This is a genomic window from Mucilaginibacter aquatilis, from assembly GCF_009755275.1.
Classification (GTDB): Bacteria; Bacteroidota; Bacteroidia; order Sphingobacteriales; family Sphingobacteriaceae; genus Mucilaginibacter; species Mucilaginibacter aquatilis.
Genome location: NZ_WQLA01000004.1, coordinates 284,918 through 307,195, shown reverse-complemented (window position 1 = coordinate 307,195; position 22,278 = coordinate 284,918). Strand labels below are relative to the sequence as shown.

Genomic DNA, 22,278 nt, shown 5'->3' with positions numbered 1-22,278 from the left:
TCCTTTTTAATATGATCAGATAATGAGTTATTACTAAAGAGTAATAACTCATTATCATTTTATGGCTGCTCGCTCTTGATCAAGATAACATCTGCAAATTTGAAGATAATATTGTGCAATTGCGCTTGCTTTAAACAGTAATTAAATTTATAATTGTAAACCTGACAATTATAAATCTTTAATATCTTGAAAAGATCTTTATTACTATTATTAGCCGGCATTACTTTCAATAGCTATGCACAAAAAACGGCAACTGTTACATTAAGTAACGACTCTAAAGACACCATCAGCAGACATATTTACGGACAATTTGCCGAGCATTTGGGCCGTGGAATTTATGGCGGATTTTGGGTGGATAAATCTTTGCCCGTTCAAAAGCAAGATCGCATACGCCTTGATGTTGTAAATGCGCTTAAAAAAATTAAAATACCTAACCTGCGCTGGCCGGGTGGTTGCTTTGCCGATGAGTATCATTGGCGTGATGGCATAGGCCCGCGTGATAAGCGCCCAAAAATGGTAAATACCAATTGGGGCGGCGTAGTTGAAGACAATAGCTTTGGCACTCATGAATTTTTGCAATTATGTGATCTTTTGGGAACGGCTCCTTATGTGTCAGCCAATGTAGGCAGTGGTACGGTTGAGGAGATGTCAAAGTGGGTTGAATATTTAAACTTCGATGGTGCAAGTCCGCTAACACGTGAGCGGGCAGTAAATGGACATGCTAAACCGTATAATGTTGAGTTTTTTGGCGTAGGTAATGAAAGCTGGGGCTGCGGCGGCAATATGACACCTGAGTATTATGCCGGCGAGTACAGGCGCTATTCAACCTATGCACGTAACTACCCCAATGCAAAACTTAAGAAAATAGCCAGCGGTGCTAATGCAGGTGATTACAACTGGACCGAGGTATTAATGAAAAATATTGGTGCGCGTAACATGTGGGGTGTATCATTGCATTATTACACATTGCCAACCAACAACTGGAGCAAAAAAGGTCCTGCAACCGGCTTTGGCGAAAAAGAATACTTTGCAACCTTAAAAAACTCCCTTAAAATGGAAGAACTTGTTGAAAAGCACTCTGCCATCATGGACAAGTATGATCCTAAAAAACGCGTGGCGCTGGTGGTTGATGAGTGGGGAGTATGGACCGATGTTGAGCCGGGTACTAACCCTGGTTTTTTATACCAGCAAAACAGTTTACGCGATGCATTGGTTGCGGGCACAACGCTAAATATATTTAATAACCACTGTGATAGGGTTAAGATGGCCGAACTGGCACAATGCGTAAATGTGCTTCAGGCACTTATTTTAACAGATAAGGAGAAGATGATTTTAACGCCAACTTATCACGTATTTGATATGTACAAGGCTCATCAGGACGCACAGTATTTGCCGTTTAAATTGAACTCGCCAGATTACGAGGTGGATGGAGAAAAAATACCGGCGGTAAACGTATCTGCATCTAAAGACAAAGCTGGCAAAGTGCACATTACACTTGTTAACCTTGATGCAAAAAACAGCATAAGCGTTAGTGCTGAACTTAAAGGCATTGTTTGGAAGGCTGTTAAAGGACAGGTGTTAACTTCACCAGGTGTGTCCGACGTTAATACTTTCGTTAAGCCTTCAGTAATATCCCCGAAACTATTTAGCAATATAAAAAAGGATGGCGACAAACTGGTAGTAAACATGCCTGCCAAGTCAATAGTTGCGTTGGAACTCAATTAAAATACTTTTACATTTGCATAAGCCCTGTTTGAAAATAATTTCAAACGGGGCTTTGTTTTGTTATGAGTGAGATAAAAAAACAATTACATCAGCTTTGCCTTAATTACGTGCAACAACGAATGGATGCCGCGCAGCATGCCATTAATGAAGCACAGCAAGCTTCTAATGATGATACCAAGAGCAGCGCAGGTGACAAATATGAAACAGGCCGTGAAATGGCTCAGCAGGAAACCAATCGTAACTTAGCTCAACTAAATGAAGCCAACAAACTCATGGTAATTTTAAATCAGTTAAGTACAAATTTTGACTCTGAAACGGCTTTGCCGGGCAGTTTGGTAATTACCAGCAATGGCATGTTTTATTTATCAATAAGTGCCGGCACTCTTTCTGTTGAAGGTAAATCTTATTTTGCTGTATCGCCCGCATCACCAATTGGAGTAAAATTAAAAGGCAGTAAAACGGGCGATAGCTTTGTTTTAAACGGTAAAACTTATAACATTGAGCAAGTATTGTAAGGGGATAGTGCGGCAGGTATAATAGGTGATTCTGATTAACAATTTTGCATAACTAAAATGCATCATATCACGTATAACACAAACAATATTTATTGCATTTAATAACCGTAATTTAGCAAAACATATACCCCAGGCCCCATATGATAAGTACCGATAGGCGTTTGAGCGTAGTTTATGCCTGCGACAATAACTTTGTACCGTTGCTGGCTGCCTCTATCAAATCGTTGGAGATAAACTCAGCCGGTTCACAAAAAGATATTTACATCATTGATGATGGCATTAGTGCTGCAAATCGTCAAAAGTTAATCAGGTCAATAGGTACTGATGAAATAACGCTTAAGTTTTTGCTGGTTAAAGACGTAGTAGGGAAAATCACTATCCCGTACTTCAACAATGCCGCATTACCCGTAACTACCTTCTTTCGTTTGTTTGTACATACTTTCATCCCCGAAGGCACTGAACGAGTTTTATACCTTGATTCGGACATGGTGGTATTGGGTAACATAGCCGAGCTGTGGGATATTGATTTTGGTGATAATATCATTGCAGCTGTTCAGGATCCGGGCATAAAAACGCTTGGCTGTTCATGGGGTGGAGGCGTGCGTAACTGGCAGGAATTAGGCTATCAATCTGACGATAAATATCTCAATGCAGGTTTGTTACTAATCAATCTTAAAAAGTGGAACGAATTTGATGTATGCACTAAGGCACTTGATGCCGCAGTTAAATATCAAAAGCATATAGTTTACGGTGATCAGTATTGTTTAAACGCAGTATTGGCAAACCGCTGGCTTGAATTAGACCCTGGATGGAATCATTTGGTTGATAACGACAAGCCCGGCGCTAAATTGCTGCATTATATTGGTAATAAACCTATTTATACTAATTACACTTACAGCCGAGAATATCGCGATATATTTTTTGATTACCTCAATAAAACTGAGTGGAAGAATTTTAAGCTCGTTGGAGCATTCACCCGCCGTGTACGCATGGTTAAACGTTTTATCAGAAAAATAACCGGTTAAGTATCAATGACTGTACATAAGTTTAACCGGGTCACACTTTTAATTACGCATTACAACCGCAGTAAATCTCTTGAGCACTTACTAAAGCGTTGCGCCGAAGAAAACCTGGAGTTTGAGGAGGTGGTTATTAGCGATGACGGTAGCCGCCCTGAGCATTTAGAATATGTGAAGAACTTGCGGGCCGATTATGATTTTAGGTTGATTACAACACCTGTAAACAAGGGTTTGGGCAACAATATAAACAAAGGCCAGGATGCTGTTAAAACCCAGTATACGCTTTACGTTCAGGAAGATTTTGAGCCAACACCCGACTTTGCTCCTAACTTTAAAAACGCCGTAAAGTTGATGGATGATGAGGAGTGGGACCTAATCAGGTTTTACACTTTCCCCTGGGCGCCATTTCCTTACTTGAAAGATTACAAATTTGGGTATGCAAAAATGTTGTTCAAGCTTGGTATATGGCATCTTAATCATCTCAAGTTTCGCTTATACTCTGATCATCCGCATTTGCGTCGAAGCAGTTTTTTTGAAAAGTTTGGCCGCTATGTTGAAGGCCAGCGCGGTGATCCAACGGAGTATACCATGTGCATGAACTTCCTAATTAAAGGCGGCAAGGCACTTTTGTTTAACGGACCCGATTTGTTTTTGCACGAACACGGTGCCATTGAGCCCAACACCATGGTGCGCAGCAAGTGGAAGTTGAGTAATTCGTTAGTTATAAAAATGGCGCGCAGCCTTTACTTAAAAGGTAAGGTTATTAATAGCACGCTCAAGTATAATAAATTAAAGCAGTAAGCATCGTTTTTGCCGGAGCCGAAATACACTGTAATGTTACATAAGATTAAACCGATAATTCAAAAACTCAAGAACCCGCATATTGTAAACCTTATAGGCAATGCGGTGATGTCGGTTTTAAATATGGTGCAAGCCGCCATATTATATAATTACCTATCGCCCGATAAAACTGGCATATGGGTTTTTTTCCAGGGAACAATAGGCTTAGTGGATACCTTTAGAGCCGGTTTAATTACAACGGCATTCATTACATCTTACGCGGGTACTTCAAAAGAACGCTCGGCCGAGGTGGCTGGTTCAGCATGGTTTTTATCAACCATAATTACGCTTATTATTGTAGCGGGTAATATCATTTACCTGTTTATTCCCTATCATATTGCCGATTATGGTACTGATTTATTTGCCAAGTGGTTTGGCTTGGTGTTCATTATTACTTTGCCCTCATTTTTAGCCAGCTGTATTGCCCAGGCCGAAGCACGTTTTGACAGGTTACTCATTATACGTTCGGTTAGTACGTTGTTATCAATTGTACTTATACTCATACTTATTGCTACAAAGAATGTAAACCTGATGACGGTGATTTACACAGGCTTTATAGCGGGTGGTACAACAAGTTTAATGACTGTTGTTTTAGGCTGGTCGCGCATCAACACTATTTGGAAAAAAAGCACCACTACTGTGAAGGCATTGTTTTCGTTTGGTAAATACAGTGTAGGTACTGCATTAGGCAGCAGTATGTTCCGTAACTCCGATACGTATATTATTAAATTTATGCTGGGTGATGCTGCCGTAGCTGTTTACAACCTTGGCCTGCGCCTAACCGAGCTGGTGGAAATTCCGTTACGTAGCTTTGCGGCGACCATTATGCCGCCATTATCTGCTGCGCATAATCAAAACAACAAGTACCACGTAATTTACCTGTTAAAAAAGTATTCAGGTTTAATTACCATTTTGTTGTTACCGGTAGTTGTTGGTGCTATATTATTTGCCGATGTTGCCATATGGATTGTAGCAAAAGACTATCTGAATACTCAGGCTGCTAATATATTACGTGTATTTATGGCTTTTGCACTGCTTTATCCAATTGAGCGTTTTATGGCTCTGGCGCTTGATGCCACTAATCAGCCACAGGTTAATGCGGTGAAACTAATATTTATGCTTGCTGCAAATATTATAGGCGACTTTGTAGGGGTTTGGCTATTTGGAAATGTTAACGGTATTGCTTTCGGCACTTTAATGCCCATACTAACAGGTATGTTCATTAGTTACAAATGGCTGCAACGTTACGAGAAATTTCAATTGTGGGATGTATACAAAATTGGCTGGCTGGAAACAACATGGCTTGTAAAGGACACCTGGGGAATGCTGGTTAAAAAGAAACAGACGAATGCAGAGTAGCTAATTCATAAAACGGCGGACACGATGTGTTGTGTCTTTCCATGAGTACAAAATTTCTAAAGGCACAATACTTTGTGCCTTTTTTTATAGGTTATATCGGTAGGGGCATTGTGTGGACATCGGAGTGAATAGCATAATGGTGAAATGTACCTTTAAGCTGTCAACTATTTGCATCCTAACAACTGTCGTCACCTTGTTTCTTCTATTAGTATGCTTCAGTTATCGCTATTCAAAAATTATCAGGCACATGACGGTGTTATCACCAACCACATAAAACAAAGAGGCCATCGGTATAACGATGGCCTCTCTAATATCTCAGTGTAATTAAATAACTACTCTCAAAACCGCTTATTTCTTTTTGGCTTGCTGTTGAATTTGTTGCTGCTGACGCATCATTTCTTCAAGCTTAGCCTGGAAACCTGATTTCTTTTTTTGTTGATCTTCCGGTTTCTTTTTGTTCTCTTCCATTTGCGCATGTATCTTTTTGTCATCAACAAAGAAGCGGATGATGTACTGCTGAAGGAAAGTAAACATGTTAGCCAGGAAGTAATAATAATTCAAACCTGATGGGTAGCTGTTAAGGAAGCCCAAGAACATAATAGGGCTTATATAGCCTATGTATTTCATTTGGCCAGTTGCACCTGATACCTGGTTGTTAAAGTATGTGTAAATAAGCGTTGATATGGTCATGAGCACACACATCAAGCTCAAGTGATCCCCCAGGAACGGAATGTTAAATCCAAAGTTGATTACCGCATCATAGGTCGACAAGTCTTTCATCCATAAAAAGCTCTCGCCGCGTAACTCAAACAAACTTGGGAAGAAGCGCAGGAATGCAAAAATGATTGGCATTTGCAATAGTAACGGCAAACAACCACCTAAAGGATTTACACCAGCTTTACGATAAAGCTTCATATACTCCTGCTGAAGTAGGGTAGGGTTATCTTCACCAACCTTGGCTTTTATCTCATCCATCTCAGGCTTTAAAACACGCATTTTGGCCATGCTCAAGTACGATTTGTAAGTAAGCGGCGTTAACACAAGTTTAAGTAAAACCGTAAGCGCTAAAATTACGAAGCCAATATTCCAGTTGAAGTGCTGTAAAAAGTTAAACACCGGTATAACGGCAAAACGATTAATTAACTTTAATGGTCCCCAGCCTAAGTCAATCTGTTTCTCTAAATCATAACCCTGTTTCTGCAACGTGCTGAAACGGTTAGGACCAAAGTAAAACTCCATAGGATAGGTGTCGGTTTGATTGCTTATGAGCGTTAAACCGGCCTTCATTTGCCTAACATCTTTTGAATTAATATCAGTGCTGGCAGCAATGTTGACTTTATCAAAACCTTGTTTGGCAATTAATACATTCGAGAAAAAGTGCTGCTTGAAAGATATCCACTGAACTTTTTGATCGGCAATCTGCTTGCTTTCATCTTTTGTTAAGCTCAGGTAATCCACATTATCTTCCATGTCTTTAAAGTACACGGTTGAGTACTGGCGCTCTTGCTTAATGTCCTTTTCTTGCTGAAGCAGGCTGGCTGTCCAGGTTAAGTTAAGTGCCTTGCTGTTGCTTATTACATTGTCAAGGCCATTTGCTTTAATAGTGTAACCAACTTTATAGCCTGTTGCACCTAAAGTGTAAGTGTAATCAAGGTACTGGGTTGGGCTATAGGCCAAACGCAGTGTAATTGCACTACTATCAGTACCGGCAACTTTAACATCTGTTGAGGTTGGAGTAAAATAGCGTTCGTTGGTGTTTACTTTTGTGCCGCCTGCATTGAAGCTTAAACCAAACTGATTATTGGTGCCGTCAAATAAAACAAGTGGTTTTTTATCGTAAGTTTTAAAGTTTTTAAGCTCAACACTGTAAATACGACCGCCACGGTTGCTTACTTTAACCCGGATATCTTTATTCTCTAGAGTGATCAACTGCTCGCTACCAACGCTTGATGCACCAAATGGTGCTTTTAATGCGGCAGAGTCAACAGCAACTGCTTTTCTAGAAGTATCGGCTTTTGCAACTGCAGGTTTAAGGGCGCCCGCTTTTTTCAGGGAATCAATGTGTTGCTTTTGCTGTTCTTTTTTTATTTCCTCTTCTGAAGGTTTCATTAAAAAGAATGAGCCTGCCAGAATGATCATAATCAGGAAAAGCCCTGTGAACGTATTTTTATCCATTATCTATCGTATCGTACAAATTAATTTAGTTCTTGCGGGCATAAGCCAGCGAAGCGGCCACAAAGTTAACAAAAAGTGGGTGAGGATTAGCAACCGTTGATTTTAATTCGGGGTGAAACTGTGCGCCTACGAAAAAAGGATGATTTTTTAGTTCAACTATCTCTACCAAACCGTTTTGTGGGTTGATACCCGAAGGAATCATACCAGCCTCTTCATACTGTTTTAAAAACTCGTTATTAAACTCATAACGATGACGGTGACGTTCAGTAATATGCTGTTTGCCATATATGGCTGCAGCTTTGCTGCCTTTTTTCAAATCGCAAGGGTAAGCACCCAGGCGCATGGTGCCGCCTTTGTGGGTGATGTTTTTTTGGTCTTCCATCATGCTGATTACCGGGTAGGTGGTGTGCCCATCCATTTCAACACTGTTGGCAGCATCTAGGTGTAATACGTTTCTGCCAAACTCAACTACTGAACACTGCATGCCTAGGCATATGCCAAAAAATGGAATATTATTCTCGCGAACGTAGCGTATGGCTTCAATTTTACCTTCAAACCCGCGCTGTCCAAATCCTGGTGCAACTAATACGCCATGCAACCCTTTAAGTTTATCAATCGCATTTTCAGGAGTTAATTGCTCTGAGTGTATGTACTCAACCCTAACTTTACACTCATTTTTGGCACCTGCGTGTACAAAGGCTTCGGTAATTGATTTATATGCATCAGGCAACTCTACATACTTGCCAACTACACCAATGCGCACTTCAGCAGTTGGATTTTTCAAACGGCCTAAAAAATCTTTCCAGCTATCTAAATCAGGTTCGTTTTTGTTAGGAAGCTTTAGCTTTGTTAATACCGTTTTATCTAATTGCTCTTTAAGCATCAGCAACGGTACGTCATATATTGAAGGTGCATCAATCGACTCAATAACTGCATTAATATTTACGTTACAGAACAAAGCTATTTTTTTACGCAAATCGGCAGTAAGGTGATGTTCGGTGCGGCAAACTAAAATATCAGGCTGAATACCATATTCCAAAAGCATTTTTACAGAGTGTTGCGTTGGCTTAGTTTTCAACTCACCTGCGGCAGCAAGGAACGGTACAAGCGTTAAGTGAATTACCAAAGAATTGCTCGATCCGGCTTCCCACCTAAACTGGCGCACAGCTTCCACAAACGGCAACGATTCAATGTCGCCAACGGTGCCACCAATTTCTGTTATCACAATATCGTATTCTCCGCTCTCACCTAAAATCCTGAAGTTTCTTTTAATCTCATCGGTAATATGCGGTACTACCTGTACCGTTTTTCCTAAAAAGGCACCTTCACGTTCGCGGCTAATTACGTTTTGATAAATGCGGCCGGTGGTGATGTTATTTGCCTGGGTGGTTGGCGTGTTTAAAAAACGCTCATAATGTCCTAAATCCAAATCTGTTTCGGCACCATCTTCGGTTACGTAACATTCGCCATGCTCGTAGGGGTTAAGTGTTCCCGGGTCGATGTTAATGTAAGGATCGAATTTTTGAATGGTTACGCGGTAGCCGCGAGCCTGAAGAAGTTTAGCCAAAGAGGCCGAAATAATACCTTTTCCTAACGAAGAGGAAACGCCGCCCGTAACAAATATGTATTTAGTCATGATTTTGATGAATCCTGAAAGCTTAATAATGCCGCTATCAGTTGTTTGTGTACGGGATACAAAAATAGGAATTTTTTCGGGTTGGGACGGACGTATTTTAAAATTGAGATTGCAGTGAGATATTATTTTACCTGACTATTTGATAATCATTTTGTTGGATAGAAATTACTTGTTCGCAAAAAATAAGGCCGCACGTTATAAAAACGTACGGCCGGTTGTAATGGAATATTAGCTGTGGTAAGGGATTAATAAAAATCATAACAGCGGCGTGCGCCTATAAACTTTGAAGTATTTGTGCGCGATGGCAATGTGGTTTCATAGCTTAAGCTGCCCTCGGTAGTGCCGCTGGTGTTGCTGTAATTAAGTTTGGATGATGGTGCATCATGGCTTAACCCAAAGCGCACTTTCTCGCCGCCATCTTTATTGATGAACAAATCAAATATAAACGAAACAACAAATGAGCTTGGACCGGCTACACCGCCGCTACGGTACCATAAACCTGCATTTACACTCCGGCGTTTGTATTGCACACCCGCACTATATGACGATGACGATGATTGTTTGTAGTATACAACCGAAGGGATAACGAACGATTTCTCATCTTCGTCATAATTATCATATTTATTTAAATCAAGGCGGTAGCTGATGTGGCCAGTGCCGCGCATGGGCAACCTGGCCGAGGTGCCGGTAAATGATTGATCGGGCCTGTTTATGTGCTGCAAAGCACCGCCGGCCATAAAGTCGCCTACAACCAAATTGATGCCTGCACCAGTATCAAAATAAAAACGGTTACTTATTTGTCCCAGATCGGCAGCTGAGGTTGAGCCAGGTATATAACCGTAGCGAGGATCAATCTGGTCGCCGAAAACCAGCTTGCTTTGGTCAATGGTGCGGTTGCCAATACCGGCTTGTAAACCAAACGAAAGCACAAACCTGTCTGAACCTACACTGTATGAATATATGCCCGATACATTGTTACGTACGTAGTAGGCGGTACCTTCATTACTGCGGGTAAACATCATACCAACACCGCCGCCAAACTTAGGTACGTTGTAATCAACTGATGCCGTCATGTATGATAAGGCGCCCGGCAAACTGCTCCATTGATTACGGTAAATCATATTTACCCTCAAATCGCCTTCAAATTGGCCGTTTAGCGCCGGGTTAAGGTAAACCGGCGAGTTAAAGAACTGAGAATATTGATGGTCCTGAGCATAGCATGCAACCGCAATCATCATCAACACCACACTCAAAACAACACATTTGATCTTATTCATTCTTTATCTCTCTTTTTATCTGATGAGGTGTATAGCTCCCGTACGCCGCGGCGACGAGTTATTGTATGAATTACCTTTCCATTCAGAACCATTGATAAACCTCGCTTCGGCCTGCCATATGTAAACACCCTGCGGCAGTGGCGCACCTTTAAATGTGCCATCCCAAGCTTCTACTGGTTCACCCCGGGCTGATAGCTGTGTGGTTTCCCATACCAGCTGGCCGTAGTTGTTAAATATACGCAAGTGCCAATCTTTAAGCCCTGAGCCTTTAGCCCTAAAGCGGTTGAGCTCTTCATTGGTGCTGTTAGGTGTAAAGGCATTAGGCATATACAACTGTCCCGGTGTGCCTGTTATACGTACATAATGTGATTTGGTTGTGCCACAATACTGGTTTGTAGTTGTTAAAGTAACTTTATATAAACCTGTATCGGCATAGGTGTGCGTAGGGTTTTGTTGAGTTGAAGTGCTGCCGTCGCCAAAGTTCCATTGCCATGATTTTGGTGCATTCTGACTCTGATCTTCAAATGAAAACTGGTAGTTTGGATATACCTGTACACTGTCTGGCCGGGCGCGGAATTCACTTATTGACGGTGCATTTACGGTAATAACCTGTATAATGTCGTTTGTACAGCCTGTAGTACGGTTTGTTACCGTTAACCTTACAGTATAAGGCGAACCTTTATAGCTGTATGTATGTGCCGGCGGTGTACGTAATTCCGATACGTTAGGGTTGTTGGCATTTGCATATGGGTCACCAAAATCCCAGCGATAAGTGAGGTCGGCCAACTGGCCATTTGCCGGCGGTTGCGTTGTATTGGTAAAGTTTACTTTGACCTCATTACATCCATTAGGGTTATCTATATTGAATGCAGCAGCCGGCCTGTCTGTAACTATAATTTTTATTGGTTGTGACGGTGCATCCTGCGCGCAATCATTACTTGCATAAAGTACAACATCATACTCGCCAGCCTTTGTAAATGTATGATCTAGCGAGTTAGTATTATTGGTTACTGTTACAGGTGAGCCATCTTTCCAATCAATTTTATAGGTTATGCCGCCCTGGCTGGTATTGATAAACCTTACCGTATGTGGTGCGCAACCAAATCGATCTGAACTAGCAGCAGTGGTTAAACCTGCAAACACAGTACGTGCTGTAACCTGGATAGGTACTGATGCACTTTTACCTGTGCCGCAAACTGTTTGGGCTTCCATGTAAAGCGAGTAATTGCCCTGGTTAGGTATACTTAATGTTTGCTGAGACTTGTTGGTACTTACTACCGGCGTTATTACGTCGTTGCCATTGGCATCCACAACATGGTAAATGTATTTATCATTGGTACCCGGCGATATGTTGTCGACCACTAAGGCAAAAGGTGCGCAACCGGTGGTAGATTGTGGGGCAATGCGCGCAACCGGAACAGCAGGTTTAACTGTAATAGTAGTTTCCATCTGGTCGGTACTGCAACCGGTTTCGGCAACTAATGAAACGTTATACACTACATCGGTGCCGTTAGCTGCTGCCTGGAAAGTTACCGGGCCTGGCTGAACTTCAGTTGAGGTTTGGCCATTGCCAAAGTTCCATTTGTAAGTACCGCCGCCAATAGGACTCGAGGTATTGGTAAACGTTACCGTTACTGTACCGCAACTTTGTGTTACCGATTGCGTGTAACTCGCTTTAACATTTTTAGTGGTTGTGAAGGTGTGACTAAATACTTCTGATTCGCAACCAAATTTGCTGGTTACAATAAGTCGTATATCGACTGTTTCGCCATCGGTATTAATTGTATAGCCCGGAAAGGTAATGCCTGTGCCAATTACCACGTTGTTTGCGTACCAGGTATAAACATCATTACGGTCGGGGTACGGAATTGCCTTTACATTCTGCGCTGTTATGTTAAATGGAACACAACCTGCATCATTAGTCCAGGTAAATTCTGATTTAGCATCAGGGTTAACAGTTATGCTTATCACGTTACTGTTGTTGCTTTGCACCCCGGTACATATAAGCGAGCTGACAACCCTACGGTATTGTATATTGCGTACTAAAACAGGCGTAGTATAGCTAACATCGGTAGCGCCGTTGATATTAGCCCAATTAAGACCGCCATCAATACTGCTTTGCCATTGGTAATTGTAATTTCCATCGGCACCGGTTGGCAAACTGCCCGTTAACAGCCCGGCAGACTTGTTAGCACATACCGTTGTAGTAGTGGCACTGATTGTATTGTTGGCAATTGGGGGTTGTACGGATACTTTAACACTATTGCTTTTATCATCGCTACAAGCTCCTGATGCTACGGAGCGACGGAAGAATGTTGTTTCTGAAACCGGGTATAAAAGATTGATATCAGTTTGACTGGTTAATACCGTCCAGTTAATGCCATCGGCACTGCTTTCCCACAAATAAGTATAAGTTCCGTTACCGCCCTGAGGAGTGCTGCCGGTTACAGAAATAACCTGTCCGGAACATACCGTAGGCGTGTTCAGCGTTACGGTATTGCCACTGATAGGCGGGTTGTTGGTTACCTGAACATCGTCTGATTGGGTGGCGCATTGCCCTGCACCACTTAGCGTCCATCTGAAAGTATAAGTTTGGCCTGCTTTTAAACCGTTTACCGTTGTATTGTATTGATTGGCGTTGGCAAAGGTAATTCCGCTTTGGCCCGATGTCAGCGTCCAAACTCCGGTAAATGTTCCGGCATCGTTACCCTGTAATTGCACCGTGGTTTGGTTACATAGCACAATGTCGGTACCGGCATTGGCAGCAGGAACCTGAGGTAACACAGTGAGCGTAATAGTTTTTGCAGCACCCTGGCATTCATCTGCCGAATTGGTGTTAACAGGTGTTATAGTGTAAGTAACGGTTGCAGCAACATTGCTGGTGTTAACCAATGTTTGGTTAATTGCAGTAACAGCAATTGGAGTGGTTTGATCTGTTGCCCCGGTGATGCCGCCGTTTGCTACAACAGTCCAGGTGTATTGCGTGCCGCTTACGTTTGAGCTAAGCTGAATACCTGATTGCGTGCCGCTGCAAACATAATTTCCTGATGGGCCAGTTAAAGTAAGCACCGGTTTTGGCGCAACGGTAATTGTAAGCGTAAAAGGTGTGCCATCACAGCCATTTGCTTGCGGGGTAATGCGGTATATAACGGTTGCGTTGGAGGTGGCCGATGTATTTGTCAATATATCATTAATGTCTCCACTGCCTGATGTGCTGAAGCCAGCGGCATTGGGCGAACTTAATGTTACCGTCCAATTATATACACTACCCGCCACGGTTGATGTTGGACTATAGGCAACTGCACTGCCTGTGCAAATGGTTTTGGCGTTTGCGCTGTTAACAGTGTTTGATGGGTTTATTTTTATAATAACTTCATCACTAATGTTGGCGCAATCGCCCGGTAGTGAAGTAGTTATTTTAAGGGTAAGTTTTACCTCGCCCGCCGCACGGTCTGCGGCGCTTGGAGTATAAACCGGTTTTTCAGTGTTCTTGTTACTGAATGTTCCGGTTCCTGATGTGCTCCACTGCAAAGTATTGTATGTTCCCGAAACCGACCCATCTAGCGTAGCGATGGCATCTGAACAAATAACCTGGTCAACTCCGGCGTTTACCGTTGGAGCTTCCTTAAAAGTAATTTGCTGTACCTGCGATGTTACCGAACCGCAAAAGTTAGTATGCTTAACTACAACCTCGTATGTGCCAAAATCAGGGAAAGTAATTTGTGGGTACTGACTGTTTGCGGTGGTGCCATTCGCAAAAACAGCAGGGGCGATACCGTTCAATGGGGTAACGGTCCATTGGTAAGTATCGGGCTGGGGTTGAGGTGTACCGGTAAAGGTAGTGCGGGTAGCACTGCCAGCAGTATTGTCAAACGTAAGCGTTTGCCCTCTGCCGCATAACGAAAACGAGGGCGACAAGGTTGCCGTAGGCACATTGCCAACCGTAATGGTTTGTACTTCGCTTAATACAGCATCACAAACGCCGTTATTTACGCCCAGTTGCACAGTGTATGTACCGGGGGTAGTGAACAAAATTTTAGGAGTTTGGCTTGCCTTTGTTGTGCCTTCGGTATAACTAAATCCGGTTGCGGGCGTTACGGTCCAGTTGTATGTTATAGGCGTATTACACGGATTGGTAACTACTGATGTATTCACAGGAGATACACTTCCCGAGCCTATACATGCCGTTTGTGGTAAGGTAAACGATGGCTGAGGCGGATCTTGGATACATACATCTAATTTAGCATCAGGAGCAACACATGGCGTTGAACTGGTTAAACGAAGGGTAACTGTATAGGTGCCCGCTGCAGGGAAAGTATACTTGAGCGGAACATTCTTTTTGGTATTGTACGGAGGCACAGCCACGCCGTTTACAAACCATTGAAAAGTTGCATTTGGGTTTTCGCAATTGGTACCGCCTGAAACGCTACTAACCACCTGGCCAGCGTATGATGTATTGGTAAATGTTAATTGTTTACCTGTACAACCAACCGACGGGCCGCCAATAACTGTTTTTGGGGGTGACAATACGGCCTGATCTCCACTCAGGTTTTTACTCTGATCGGGACAGTAAACATTTGATACCCGGAAAGACACTTCAAATTTATTAGTAACAGTACCTTCAGCGTTTTTAGCCCCGCATGATGATACAGCGTAATCATGAGTTAATATACCACCGGTTGAAGCTATTTGATAATAGGTTAAATTAGTTGAAAGACCGTCTCCCCATCTAATAGTGTACAGTGTGCCAGGGTAGTTGTTTTGTATACCGCCACCACCAGTGATATTTACACTGTATGAAACAGTTGCCTTACTATTATCAGGCAAACAAACGCTTGATGAGTTTTGGGTTTGAAAGCTATTACGTACAAAATTATTTAACAATAAATAGCCTTTGGTGCCTACAATGCCGTTGTTGACCGCTTTTACAAAAATGGTATAGTCGTTAGTTTTTGCATTGAATGTACCTGTACCGTTAATAGGAATAGTTTGCTCGTCGGTTTGATTTAAATCATCATAAAAGTTAGCCGTTACTGTTGCACCGGCAGTTGATTCATTCACAAACAAAAAAGGAAATCCATCGGTTGCAAAGCATGTTCCGTAAACTTCAGGATAGGCCGGATTTACGGCATTTGAGCTGACTTTTGCTATAACTGCAGTACCAGCACTAATTGTAAACGCATTTGACGCAGCACTTACCGTAGCCGGACTGGTAGTTTTGATACGTACTTTGTATCCTGTGCCCGGAACTGCGTTTGAAGGTATAAGTCCATTTACAAAGCCGGTGTAGTAACCGCTGAATTCACCTATCTTTCTTTCAGAAGTAAAGTTGCCGTTGGCATCTGATAAATATAATTGAAACAGGTTACCGGTAACGGCAATCTTACCATCCGGATCTGCAATTCTTATTGCAGCGGCAATACTTGAGCCGGGGGCATATGGTCCCGGATCTACCAAACGTACTGTCACGGTTTGTGCAAATACGTCACGCCAACCCATCAACAACCCCAAACACAAAAACAAAACCTTAATAACACCTTTGATAGATACTTTCCCCATTTGTTATTTAAACAGTATATGAACGACGTTTACTGCCACTGGCAAGCAGTATGCCTTTTACGGTAAGTGAAGTCAAAGGTTGTCTTTAACCGACAATTAATTTATGCAAAACAGTGTTAAAAACCTGCTTTACACAGCTCCTTTAAGCATTTTAAACAGTAAAGGTGTAAGTATGTTTTTAAGAAATAATATATTAAAAATATTAACCAAAAAATAAATAGGAGACCAGGATGGCAGCAATAACACCGGCTAAATCGGCAATAAGTCCTGCAGGTATTGCGTAACGTGTTTTTTTAATTCCTACCGATCCAAAATAAAGTGCCACTATATAGAATGTAGTATCGGCCGAACCATTGAATACACAAGCCAAACGCCCGGCAAAGCTGTCGGGGTTAAATGTTTTCATTACGTCCATCATCATAGCTTTAGCGCCCGAACCGCTTAGCGGTTTCATTAAGGCAACCGGCAATGCATCGGTAAAGCGTGTATCAATTTGAAATAGGGCAAAGCCTGCTTTCAATCCGTCAATAATGTAGTTCAACGCGCCCGAACTCCTGAATACACTTATAGCTGCCAACATAGCAACCAGGTAAGGTATTATCTTAAAGGAGGTTTCCAGGCCGCCTTTAGCGCCTTCAATAAAGGTTTCAAACACGTTCACTTTTTTATATAAGGCGCCGAGTATAAAAACAACAGGTATTAAAAATAATAAAAGGTTACTGGCAACTTTTGATACAGTGCTTATCTCATCCTTTGATAAGTACGCCGAAAAGTACCATACCAGCAAACTGATAAAGGCTGTAAAGCCGCCTAGCCATGCCAGTACAACTTTATCAATCAAATTAATACGTTGTTTGATAGCAACGGCAAGCATACCTACAATGGTGGCTACGTATGTGGCTATAATGCATGGTATAAATATATCGGTTGGGTCGGTAGCTTTAAATATAGCCCTTTGTGCAATAATACTTACCGGCAACAGGGTAAGGCCCGATGTATGAAGCACCAAAAACATAATTTGTGCATTTGACGCTGTGTCTTTACTTGGGTTAAGTTCTTGCAGGCTGCCCATTGCTTTTAAACCAAGTGGTGTTGCGGCATTGTCTAACCCAAGCAGGTTTGCCGAAAAGTTCATCATCATTTGCCCTGTAGCAGGATGATCTTTGGGTACTTCAGGAAAAAGCCGGTTAAAAAAAGGGCCAACAATACGCGACAGAAATCTGATTGCACCTGCTTTCTCTCCGATATTCATTACGCCCAGCCAAAACGCCATAGTGCCAATTAAAGGCAAGGCAATACTCATTACCGCTGTTTGGGTTGAATCAAACAGCCCTTCAACTAAATGCTGAAAGGCGTTTACATCGCCCAAAAAAATAAGTTTAGCAAGAGCTACAAAAAATGCAATAATAAATAAGGCAATCCAAATATAGTTTAGGGCCATTTTATGAATAAAGGATGATTAGTTATAAGCAGTAATATTTCTGTCTGATACGATGCGTATGTCGTAATCTTTTTTTATAGGATTGAAAGGCACCTTATCAGTAACCATTATATAAATGTTACCCAAGTCTTTCACTTTGTAGTTAACTACGCCCGATGTTTCTTCGGCTCCAAGTAAGTATGGAGCAATGGAGTTATTAACGAGGTTAAGCTGCTGTAATTCGTCGGTTGCAATGTAAATATATAAGCGTCTGCCATCGGCACGTAATTCAACATCGGTAGATGAATTACCGGGTAAAGCCATATGGTACTTCAGGTTGGTAGCTTTTTTTGATTTTAAAAGAGTGTACCCCTTGCTTTGCATAAAATCATCAGCTTTTTGTAAGTTGTTATTTATAAGATACACAAGGTCATCATAAGACAGCAAATTTTGCTGAGCCTTGCATAAAATTGATGATAAACACAGCCCCAACAACAAAAGCAAACTTTTCATGGAAAAAACGTGGAGATAAATCTATCATTTTTATAGACTGTAAACAAAACTTTCAACTCAAAATAATAATTTAGCCTTTTTACAAAGCAAGAAAATTATGCCTCAGATAGAATTGGTACGCGTAAGCGGCGATTATGGCTTTGAAGCCAAAGACGAATACGGCCATAGCGTAAAAATGGATAGCAGCCCCGAAAGCGGCGGCCAAAATTATGGTGTGCGGCCTATGCAAATGTTGCTGATGGGTTTGGGAGGTTGCTCGGCTATTGATGTGATAAGCATACTCAAAAAGCAACGCCAGGAGGTGCTTGATTACAGCATGAAAATCAATGGCGATCGTGAGGCCGGTGTTGAACCTTCTTTATGGCAAAACATTACTATTGAATTTCATTTAAAAGGTAATATTGATGAAGATAAGGCCAAACGTGCCGTTGAATTATCTTTACATAAGTACTGCTCGGTTGCTGCTACGCTTGAAAAAGCCGGTGCCGAAATATCATGGAAGGTGTTTATTCACCCTGCCGTTTAATTATTAAAAAACACACAGATGTCAACAGATCATTTGCATCCCTTAAGCAAAGCAATACGCATACGGGCTGCCAAAACACTACAACAGGAACACTCGACCCCGTTATATTTAACCAGCAGTTTTACGTTTGACGAAGCCGAAGCCATGCGCGCAGCCTTCGCCGATGAAACTGAGGCCAACATTTACAGCCGTTTCAGCAACCCAACCGTTGATGAGTTTATTGCTAAAATGTGTGCACTTGAAAATGCCGACGCTGGTTTTGCAACATCAAGTGGCATGAGCGCAGTTTTCTCATCAATGTTTGCGCTGCTGCAACAGGGTGATCATTTAATATGCTGCAGCTCGGTATTTGGAAGCACCTTTACTGTAGTTACCAAGTATTTGCCTAAGTACGGTATTACCTGCACCCTTGTGCCTGCCAATGATAATGCAGCCTGGGAAGCCGCTGTGCAGCCCAACACTAAAATGGTTTACCTGGAAACGCCTACGAACCCTCAGCTCGAAATTTTAGATTTGGAATGGGTAGGGCAGTTTTGCAAAAAGCACAACCTTATTTTTAATGTAGATAACTGTTTTGCTACACCTTTACTTCAGCGCCCAACTGATTTTGGTGCCGATTTGGTAGTACATTCTGCCACCAAGTGGATTGACGGCCAAGGCCGTGTAATGGGGGGCGTTATTGTTGGACGTGAAGATTTAATTAAGGAAATTTACCTGTTTTGTCGCAACACAGGGCCATCATTATCGCCGTTTAACGCGTGGGTGTTAAGTAAAAGTCTTGAAACGCTTGACGTGCGTATGCAACGTCATTGCGAAAATGCGCTGCAAGTAGCCGAAGCTTTACAAAGCCATCCGCAGGTAAGCTGGGTAAAATATCCTTTTTTGCCTTCGCATCCTCAATATGAAATTGCCAAAAAACAAATGGCTGCCGGCGGCGGTGTATTGTGCTTTGAAATAAAGGGCGGGCTAGATGCCGGCCGTAAATTTTTAGATAACTTGGAAATGTTATCGGTTACTGCTAACCTGGGTGATAGCCGCAGTATAGCATCGCACCCGGCCAGTACAACCCATTCAAAGCTTACTGATGATCAGCGTGCTGCTGTAGGAATTACCCCGGGTTTAATTCGTATATCAACCGGTTTAGAAAAAGTTGATGATATAATAGCAGATATTAGCCAGGCACTTGAAAAAAGTGCATTATAAAGTTCAAAGTGTTTTATGAGTAGCCAGGTTCCGATTCCAACACTGCATTTATTTGCCAAGCTTGATCAACTACTTCTTGATGTTTTGAGGCCATTATCTATTGACGCCTGGGACTCACCGACTCTGTCACCGCAGTGGACTATAAAAGATATTGCGGCACATTTGCTTGACGGTAATTTGCGCACTTTATCAATCTTACGCGATGGATTCAGAGGTGATCCTCCTGTAAACATCAACGGTTATCGTGATTTGGTAAATTATCTAAATGACTTAAATACCATTTGGGTTTTGGCTTACAAGCGTATTAGTCCGCGGTTGTTATTGCAAATGTTAGAGACTACGGGGACGGAGTATCTTGAATGCCTTGAGAAATTGGAGCCCTTTGCGCCGGCAATGTTTTCTGTAGCCTGGGCAGGGGAGAACGAATCGCAAAATTGGTTTCACGTAGCAAGAGAATATACTGAAAAGTGGCACCATCAGCAACAAATACGTGAAGCACTCGGCTTGCAGCAGGAGTTGATGTCGGCAGAGTTGTTTCATCCGTGTATTGAAACATTTATGAAGGCTTTACCAAATGCTTACAAGTCTGCAGATGCCGTGGTGGGCACCATCGTTAAGGTTGAAGTAACCGGAGCGGGAGGGGACGTTTGGTATATTGAAAAGACATTAGCAGGCTGGCGCTTTATAAACAACATGGCTATGGTACCGCCGGCCGCTTACATATGCATGCCCGATACTATTGCCTGGAAACTTTTTACCAAAGCTTTAAAGTATCCGGATGTAAACGGATTGATTAAGACAGAGGGTGAAGCCACGTTAGTGAGTCCTGTTTTAAACATGCTTACTGTAATGGCTTAAATTCAACTTGTATACTTAAGCACACACTAAAAATATACACAAAGCCGGAGATAAAATTTCCGGCTTTGGTGGTTTACAACTTTTGGATGTAAATTATAATAAATAAGTAAACGTCTCATTTACAGATTTATTGTACATGATTTTAATCATTTTTTAATATCTTAATTAAGGTGTTGCAACACCTTTAAATTGCTACATGGCATCAATGTTGAATTTGGAACTCCAACAGAGCGACACAAGCGCTCTAAGTAAAAAATCAACATTGTATTTATGAAGCTACATTTAAGAAAAGCCGGACTGCTACTCACAGGAGTTGTAGTTAGCAGCAAGTTATTTGCACAAACTCCCGATTCTACTAAGAATTACGTACAGCCATTTTCAGGCGAGAAAAATTTTAGAACATGGTCAATTGGTGCTCATGGAGGTATGATGTCACCATATACTATTTTTAGAGGAAGCGAAGATTTTAAAACACCTAACGAAAGATGGGGATACGGTGGTTATGTAAAAAAACAAATACTACACTCTTTTGGCTTACAAGCTAATTTTTTCAGAGGACACGTACAGGGAACTAATCCAGATGGTATCAATCCTTTCCAACGCTTTGAAACCAAGATTAAGTACGCAGTTGACATAAGCGCTAACATTACGCTGGCTAACATCAACTGGAAAAATCACAAAAGCTTTATGCAACCATACCTAAGCGTTGGTGGTGGTAGCATGAACTACAGCACATCATTGTACGCTCAAGGTGCATCATCGCCCACAACCCGTACAGATGATTACCAACAATTTTATATTCCACTAGGTGCCGGTTTAAAAGTAAATCTTGCTCCGGGTATAAATTTAGATTTGGGTTACCAGGTTAACTTTGTACAAAGCGACAACCTTGATGGCTATAACTACGGTGGTCGTAATGACAAATTCTCATATGCTCACGCAGGTTTAGAGTTTGCTTTAGGCAAAAAATCAAAACCGCAATTAGCTACTCATAACCCGGTTAACTCAATGCGCACCGAGTATTTAATGGCCGAACGTGCATTGCAAATGCAATTGGATCAGCAAAAAGCTGAAAACCAAAAGCTACGTGAAGATTTAAATACTACTAACTCAAACATCGCTCGTTTAACAGTTGACTCTGACGGTGATGGTGTATTAGATGTAAACGATAAATGTCCTAACACGCCTCCGGGTACCAAAGTTGACGGTTCAGGTTGTCCACTACCTACTCCGGTAACTAAAGTTTACGTAACAGAGGAAGACAAAAAAGTTGTTAAAGATGCAATTGCAAATCTCGAGTTCGACTTAGGTAAAGCTACAATCCGTCCTAAATCATTCCCAAGCCTTGATCGTGTAGCTCAGTTATTAATTGATAAAAACTTTAGTTTAAAACTTGCAGGCCATACTGATAATACTGGTTCGGCAGAACTAAACATGAGATTATCAAAAGACAGAGCTGAATCAATCAAAGCTTATTTGGTAAGCAAAGGTGCAAATGCATCACGTATTGAAGCTGTAGGTTACGGTAAAAACCAGCCTATTGCATCAAATGCAACAGCTGCCGGTCGTCAGCAAAACCGTCGTGTAGAATTTACTCTTTATTAATAGAGGATATATTCAACGTAAAGGCCTGCTTAATTTAAGCAGGCCTTT

15 protein-coding genes are annotated in these 22,278 nt (G+C 41.8%); 9 read left to right on the top strand and 6 right to left on the bottom strand.

Annotated features, from left to right (window positions below; translation table 11 throughout):
• Nucleotides 1-186 precede the first annotated feature (186 nt).
• The 5 genes from GO816_RS12070 (at nucleotide 187) to GO816_RS12050 (ending at nucleotide 5,458) form a co-directional block, all read left to right on the top strand.
• Entirely contained in the window at nucleotides 187-1,725 is a 1,539-nt protein-coding gene (locus GO816_RS12070) for an alpha-N-arabinofuranosidase (RefSeq protein WP_157542183.1), read from the top strand.
• Nucleotides 1,726-1,787: 62 nt separating this feature from the next.
• Entirely contained in the window at nucleotides 1,788-2,240 is a 453-nt protein-coding gene (locus tag GO816_RS12065; RefSeq protein WP_157542182.1) for a 3-oxoacyl-ACP synthase, read from the top strand.
• A 140-nt stretch (nucleotides 2,241-2,380) separates the two neighbouring features.
• Nucleotides 2,381-3,265, top strand: a complete 885-nt coding sequence (locus tag GO816_RS12060; protein ID WP_157542181.1) for a glycosyltransferase family 8 protein — start codon at nucleotides 2,381-2,383, stop codon at nucleotides 3,263-3,265.
• Nucleotides 3,266-3,271: 6 nt separating this feature from the next.
• Nucleotides 3,272-4,060, top strand: coding sequence for a glycosyltransferase family 2 protein (locus tag GO816_RS12055; protein ID WP_157542180.1), 789 nt, complete (start codon nucleotides 3,272-3,274; stop codon nucleotides 4,058-4,060).
• A gap of 33 nt (nucleotides 4,061-4,093) precedes the next feature.
• Complete coding sequence (locus tag GO816_RS12050; protein ID WP_157542179.1) at nucleotides 4,094-5,458, top strand: lipopolysaccharide biosynthesis protein; 1,365 nt, start codon at nucleotides 4,094-4,096, stop codon at nucleotides 5,456-5,458.
• Between the two features lie 348 nt (nucleotides 5,459-5,806).
• Here GO816_RS12050 and yidC read toward each other — a convergent pair whose 3' ends face one another.
• The 6 genes from yidC to GO816_RS12020 form a co-directional block, all read right to left on the bottom strand.
• A complete protein-coding gene (gene yidC, locus GO816_RS12045) occupies nucleotides 5,807-7,633 on the bottom strand; it encodes a membrane protein insertase YidC (protein ID WP_157542178.1) in 1,827 nt (608 codons plus the stop codon).
• Between the two features lie 25 nt (nucleotides 7,634-7,658).
• The gene (locus GO816_RS12040) at nucleotides 7,659-9,269 is read right to left on the bottom strand and encodes a CTP synthase (RefSeq protein ID WP_157542177.1); all 1,611 of its coding nucleotides are present in this window, start codon (nucleotides 9,267-9,269) and stop codon (nucleotides 7,659-7,661) included.
• A gap of 245 nt (nucleotides 9,270-9,514) precedes the next feature.
• Complete coding sequence (locus tag GO816_RS12035; RefSeq protein ID WP_157542176.1) at nucleotides 9,515-10,546, bottom strand: PorP/SprF family type IX secretion system membrane protein; 1,032 nt, start codon at nucleotides 10,544-10,546, stop codon at nucleotides 9,515-9,517.
• A gap of 15 nt (nucleotides 10,547-10,561) precedes the next feature.
• Nucleotides 10,562-16,105 (bottom strand): PKD domain-containing protein, encoded by a 5,544-nt coding sequence (locus tag GO816_RS12030; protein ID WP_157542175.1) that lies wholly within the window; start codon nucleotides 16,103-16,105, stop codon nucleotides 10,562-10,564.
• Nucleotides 16,106-16,307: 202 nt separating this feature from the next.
• On the bottom strand, nucleotides 16,308-17,546 hold the full coding sequence (locus tag GO816_RS12025; RefSeq protein ID WP_157542174.1) for a nucleoside recognition domain-containing protein: 1,239 nt from the start codon (nucleotides 17,544-17,546) through the stop codon (nucleotides 16,308-16,310).
• 18 nt (nucleotides 17,547-17,564) lie between these two features.
• Nucleotides 17,565-18,038, bottom strand: a complete 474-nt coding sequence (locus GO816_RS12020; protein WP_157542173.1) for a hypothetical protein — start codon at nucleotides 18,036-18,038, stop codon at nucleotides 17,565-17,567.
• A 97-nt stretch (nucleotides 18,039-18,135) separates the two neighbouring features.
• On the opposite strand from GO816_RS12020, the gene GO816_RS12015 reads away from it, so the two are divergent.
• The 4 genes from GO816_RS12015 to GO816_RS12000 all read left to right on the top strand — a co-directional run bounded on the left by GO816_RS12015 (nucleotide 18,136) and on the right by GO816_RS12000 (nucleotide 22,230).
• Nucleotides 18,136-18,564: an OsmC family protein gene (locus tag GO816_RS12015; RefSeq protein WP_157542172.1), complete on the top strand. Its 429-nt coding sequence runs from the start codon at nucleotides 18,136-18,138 to the stop codon at nucleotides 18,562-18,564.
• Nucleotides 18,565-18,582: 18 nt separating this feature from the next.
• Complete coding sequence (locus GO816_RS12010; RefSeq protein ID WP_157542171.1) at nucleotides 18,583-19,767, top strand: trans-sulfuration enzyme family protein; 1,185 nt, start codon at nucleotides 18,583-18,585, stop codon at nucleotides 19,765-19,767.
• A gap of 15 nt (nucleotides 19,768-19,782) precedes the next feature.
• The gene (locus GO816_RS12005) at nucleotides 19,783-20,625 is read left to right on the top strand and encodes a maleylpyruvate isomerase N-terminal domain-containing protein (protein WP_157542170.1); all 843 of its coding nucleotides are present in this window, start codon (nucleotides 19,783-19,785) and stop codon (nucleotides 20,623-20,625) included.
• Between the two features lie 270 nt (nucleotides 20,626-20,895).
• Entirely contained in the window at nucleotides 20,896-22,230 is a 1,335-nt protein-coding gene (locus tag GO816_RS12000; protein ID WP_157542169.1) for an OmpA family protein, read from the top strand.
• Nucleotides 22,231-22,278 lie beyond the last annotated feature (48 nt).